At 56.7% G+C, this 4,360-nt stretch carries 6 protein-coding genes and 2 pseudogenes; 5 read left to right on the top strand and 3 right to left on the bottom strand.

The window, feature by feature from the left end:
* Nucleotides 1–88 (top strand): annotated as a pseudogene (locus QCE79_RS38925) (IS5/IS1182 family transposase); the annotation flags it as partial.
* Between the two features lie 581 nt (nucleotides 89–669).
* Here QCE79_RS38925 and QCE79_RS38920 read toward each other — a convergent pair.
* Nucleotides 670–954 (bottom strand): annotated as a pseudogene (locus QCE79_RS38920) (transposase); the annotation flags it as partial.
* 198 nt (nucleotides 955–1,152) lie between these two features.
* On the opposite strand from QCE79_RS38920, the gene QCE79_RS38915 reads away from it, so the two are divergent.
* Nucleotides 1,153–1,593 (top strand): response regulator, encoded by a 441-nt coding sequence (locus tag QCE79_RS38915; RefSeq protein WP_309854451.1) that lies wholly within the window; start codon nucleotides 1,153–1,155, stop codon nucleotides 1,591–1,593.
* Between the two features lie 345 nt (nucleotides 1,594–1,938).
* Entirely contained in the window at nucleotides 1,939–2,232 is a 294-nt protein-coding gene (locus QCE79_RS38910; protein WP_309854448.1) for a DUF6723 family protein, read from the top strand.
* Here QCE79_RS38910 and QCE79_RS38905 read toward each other — a convergent pair.
* Nucleotides 2,229–2,654 carry a hypothetical protein gene (locus QCE79_RS38905; protein WP_309854453.1) on the bottom strand — a complete coding sequence of 142 codons (426 nt, stop codon included), beginning with the start codon at nucleotides 2,652–2,654 and terminating at the stop codon, nucleotides 2,229–2,231. The two genes, QCE79_RS38910 and QCE79_RS38905, sit on opposite strands and share 4 nt — an antisense overlap.
* On the opposite strand from QCE79_RS38905, the gene QCE79_RS38900 reads away from it, so the two are divergent.
* Nucleotides 2,541–2,915, top strand: coding sequence for a response regulator (locus QCE79_RS38900; protein ID WP_309854445.1), 375 nt, complete (start codon nucleotides 2,541–2,543; stop codon nucleotides 2,913–2,915). The genes QCE79_RS38905 and QCE79_RS38900 overlap by 114 nt on opposite strands.
* Nucleotides 2,916–2,942: 27 nt before the next feature.
* On the opposite strand, the gene QCE79_RS38895 is transcribed toward QCE79_RS38900, so the two are convergent.
* A complete protein-coding gene (locus QCE79_RS38895) occupies nucleotides 2,943–3,494 on the bottom strand; it encodes a DUF1003 domain-containing protein (RefSeq protein WP_309854442.1) in 552 nt (183 codons plus the stop codon).
* Nucleotides 3,495–3,802: 308 nt separating this feature from the next.
* Between QCE79_RS38895 and QCE79_RS38890 the strand changes: the two genes are divergently transcribed.
* The coding region (locus QCE79_RS38890) for a hypothetical protein (RefSeq protein ID WP_309854439.1) at nucleotides 3,803–4,360 on the top strand (558 nt) is incomplete at its 3' end.

Raw genomic sequence — 4,360 nt, 5'->3', positions numbered from 1 at the left:
CGTCGCCACGCGTTACGACAAGCTCGCCGGCAACTATCTCGCCTTTGCTTCGCTTGCCTGTGCCTTTGGACCGCTAGTGAGAATGTAAACAGACCCTAGAAGAACGAACGCAGGCGAAATCGACAGCCTGTCCTTCCAAGCTCCTCTGCACGTCAGGAAATCGAGCGCTTGCTGACCATCTTCCACCGCGATCATCTTAAGGCGCCGCTCGCTTTTCGCAAGCGCTGCCGTCGTCAACTCACGATCTGACGCGCTGCTATCAACGACAAGCACGGTCCGCACTTTAGCTTCCACTTTCCTGTCCATCTCCGGCACCCTGTTTTGCGGCCAAGAAAGTCTCGGTCGTCGCTCCGCTATTTTAGATGGGCCGACGTCCCCAGACCAACGGCTACTTAACACATCGGGCGAAGCGCTCTGATCGTGAGCATCAATCTTAGGGCGCGGCGGGTGCTGAAGACCCTATGCAAACTTGCTGCGAAAACCTTCTCCCAGCCACTAGTTCGCGTCTGGCGTTTGCAGAGGGCACATCGTTGTCCAGCGCAAAGAGGGGCTCATTCTCGCCGTCGTCATTGACGCGGATCAACGGATCAACACGTCAGCCTACGTGCCCAGATCCGCTGGCTTCGATCCACAATATGGGGATGAGATTACGCCGTCGAGTTGGTCTAAGTCGGCTACACGCAATCGCGCAAGCAGCGCCTCGTGCAACTCCTCCCATGCGCCGGCGGCTTGCCGGTCACGCGAACGACTTCAGGAACTCATGCCACTGCCGTCGCCCACCTCGCGAGGCATTGGTCCCACGCAGGCCCGTCTGTAAGACAAGGAGGATGCCTGTGAGCACCGCTCGATTATCAAGCGGCTTGCGTCCCGGGTAACGGATTCGTCGCGGTTTGGGAGGGGCAGCAGCCGTTCAATGAGTGCCCACAGTACGTCGTGGAGGATCGGCTTAGCCATTCTCGTCGTCGATACAATGGAAGGTTAGGGTGTTCATCGAGAGTAAGTAGCCTGTTCGCGCTTTTTTTTAGGGCTTCTTATAGAAGTGCTCGTACAATTCATTATCGAGAGCGCGAAGTCGGAGCACAGCCATCATCAACTCGACGAAACGTCGCTTGTGGCCGCAGACCGTTGTCGGGTCGAACAATCGGAGAGCGTATGAAGTGGGATGCAGAACTATCGCCTCGATGTGAATTCTGGACGATGCGAAAAAGACGGGGCGTCGCGATGCCTCGCGTGCTCGTGGTTGACGATTTTCGGGATACAGCTGATGCTATTTGTTGCGTGCTGAGCCTGTTTGATATCGACACGACCGTCGCCTACGGAGGGGAGTCAGCGCTTCGAAAAGCGCGCGACTGGCAGCCCGACGTCGCGTTGCTAGATATCTGGATGCCGGACATAAGCGGGCTGGATGTCTCCCAACAAATCCGGAAGTCAGCGCACCTTGCCGACACGATTTTAATCGCACATTCAGCCGCCGCAGAGAGCGCGGACCGTGAACGCGCAAAAAGCGCGGCGTTTGATGCGTTCTGTGCGAAGCCCACTGACGCCGAGCGGCTTGTTCCGCTAGTGCGGTATTTCGTGCGGGAGTCTACTTGAACAAGCACTGAGCGGTTGAAACGTCCCAAGGGTAGGTCAAGGGTCTCGGCAGCGTGGATCCTGAGGCAGCGAATCAGCTTTGCGCGTTTTGTGTCGACGATCGGGTGATTGCGTGACACCGATATCTCGTCCCCTTCCTTAGAACTGGCCAATTTCTTGTTCATCGCCGAAATCGTTTAGTGTGGCTGGGTTTGCGAAAGGCGAGTCGTTGACGTTGAATTCGCGCGGGTCTTCCGAGGTCCATTAGTCAAACTTGGCGTTAGTAAGGCACCTACATGCAACTATGGTGTTGTTGAGGACCATGGATTGCACTCGTGTCGTCGGACTCCTCACCCGGGAGGTGCTATGAATGCAACGCAACGGCGTCCGAGAACGACTCGCTTGCCGAGGAAAGTCGTGCCTCCTGTTGCGGGCACCAGCGAAAGCGACGTCGAGGTCTACGCTTCCTACCGCGGATCACCGTCTGGAGGATTCTACGGAACTTTGGCGGTCGTGCGAAAAACCGATGGTCGACTGCTTTATCCGTTTGAAGGCGCCGCAGAGATTGGGCCGTTCGGTAGCAAGCTAGATGCGGTAGACGCAGCGAAACGACAAGGGCTTGCGATCATCGATGGCGACCCGCTGAGGCCCGAGCTTTAGTATTTCGAGCCTGTCCTTGCACGATCGAATAATGCTGCCTGTTCCGGTAACCCGCTACTTCCACTGCCGTCCGTGTCGGGATCGGAATAGAGCAGGGCCGTGGGGCGGCCGTGCGTGCAAGAAGCGAAATGGCAAACAGCTTTCCGCATGACCGTCGTTTCCGATGTCGGCTTATTCAGGCTGCCAATCGCAGTCTTTGGCACCGTCGTTGCTGAGGGTGTGAAAGGTCTTGCCTCCAGGAAACCACATGTCAAGCGCCGCACTTTTTGCCATCCTCCCGCGTTTGGAGCACGCGCATCTTTAAGCCATTGAACAGGCCTGTCTGCGCTCTGGTCATCGACGACGACGAACGAATCGCCCAAGCGCTTGCTGCAGTACTCGAGGTCGAAGGCTTCGAGGTGAAAATAACCGACTGCGTTCATTGCTTCGAAATAGTCAAGAGATGGCCCCCGAACGTGGTGCTGCTCGACATCGAAATGCCTTTCATGAACGGCTTCGGCGTGGCCAAGGAGCTTCGCAAGCTGAGCCAATGTGCCGACACACCGATTGTCGCTCACACCTCGCTACCCGAAGACGCTGTACTCTTGCAAGGCATACCGGCAGGCATCGACGCCTATTGTCGAAAAGGAAACGCACTGGACGCTTTGATTGCTCTTCTTGGGGTAATGGCGCCGAGCACATGAGGAGGACCTCTCCATCGACAAAACAAGCTATTCGCGCTGCTCCTTTCGTTGCTCAATTGCTTCAAGAACGGCATCTGGATTGGTCGCCGCCTGTAGCGTTTCCGCATGTTGGTCGTGCCGATCAGGTACGTGAGGAAGATCCCGTCGAAGCTCCTCAAGCAACATGATGATCTTGGTGGTTTTCTGCTCGGCCAGCAGATTAATCTGGAGTTCAAGATGCGCGCGGTCTTCCTCGACACGCGCTAAGCGCTTTTGCCGAGTGAGCACCGCCATCGTGATTAGGACGCCGATGAAAGTGATAATGCCTTGCAACAGAGAAAATGGTGGTTCGTCGAAATAGCGATAGCCCAGGTGATGCAACAAGACGTCACTGACAATCCATGCCACGCTCGCACATAGGAAAGTCAGTAGGAACCGTGGTTCGCCAAAGAACACGCTCACTCGCTCAATCACTCTTTGGAGCACGGTGCGCTTCGCATCCTCGCGCTGCGCAAACTGCGAGACCTTCTCCAGATTTTCGTGAATCGCTTCAGAAATGCTCGTGGCGGTGCTGTTGTCGGCCCGTGGATCTAGTGTCATGTCAGCGCTGGAGTCTCGGTTGAAAGTGGCCAAGTCAGGTGGGGGTTCGTCCACCTCCAACATAACGCAATGGACGGACAACGTGTTGCCCTGGCATCGGCATCAAAAAACGCCCGGGAAGCTAAAGGCGGGCCTTTATCCGCTATGTGAGATCGCAAATGCGCTCGAATTCATGTCCAGGGTTCCGTTGTTCACGGCAACCTCCATTCTTTATCGATCGGGACTTGAATGCCTGCGGCTCACTGTATGGCACGGCGTTTGCGGCCACCATAGGCTTGGACAAAATTAAACAAACATCAGGAGGAGTTATGAAACTGCTTATAACCAGCGATGGACTACCACGCTTGTCTTGGGGGGCCGTCATCGCGGGCGTCATCCTTTCAATGATCGTTTATTTGATCATGAGCGTCCTAGGCGCGGCTGTCGGCGCTTCGCTCCTTTCGCCGATGTCTAACCCCGATGCGTTGCACGGCTTTGGATTTGGCTCTGGGGTGTGGGTTATCGTCACCACCGTCATTGCGGTTTTCGTCGGTTCCTATTATGCGGGGCGCTGCGCACCGGTGCTTGGCTGGCTGCATGGCCTGCTCTCTTGGGCAGTCATGACACTCCTGGTTGTCTACGGCATGACTTCGCTCATCTCTGGAGCCGTCAGTACGGCGGGCAGTGTTGCCGCGACAAGCGCGCAAGTCGGTGCGACAGCTGCAAATCAGGCCGGCAGCGGAAATCAAATGGTCGACTCGGCCAAGCAACAAATCCAGGCGGCAATGGCGTCGGCTGCGTCGGCGGCATCGGGCCCGGACGCCGAGCAGAATGCGCGTACGGCAGCGGATGCCGCCGCGCGAGGCGTTGCCCGAGCGAGCTGGTTC

Origin of the sequence: Caballeronia sp. LZ003 (assembly GCF_031451465.1) — a bacterium.
GTDB lineage: Bacteria > Pseudomonadota > Gammaproteobacteria > Burkholderiales > Burkholderiaceae > Caballeronia.
Note: the sequence above shows the minus strand (reverse complement) of the source record. Positions and strands in the feature narration are given on the sequence as shown.

What these genes read in the sequence shown, in the direction of transcription:
- QCE79_RS38910 (WP_309854448.1), top strand. Translation starts at nt 1,939, where the DNA reads ATGAATGCAACGCAACGGCGTCCGAGAACGACTCGCTTGCCGAGGAAA.
- QCE79_RS38905 (WP_309854453.1), bottom strand. Translation starts at nt 2,654, where the DNA reads ATGAACGCAGTCGGTTATTTTCACCTCGAAGCCTTCGACCTCGAGTAC.
- QCE79_RS38895 (WP_309854442.1), bottom strand. Translation starts at nt 3,494, where the DNA reads ATGACACTAGATCCACGGGCCGACAACAGCACCGCCACGAGCATTTCT.
- QCE79_RS38915 (WP_309854451.1), top strand. Translation starts at nt 1,153, where the DNA reads ATGAAGTGGGATGCAGAACTATCGCCTCGATGTGAATTCTGGACGATG.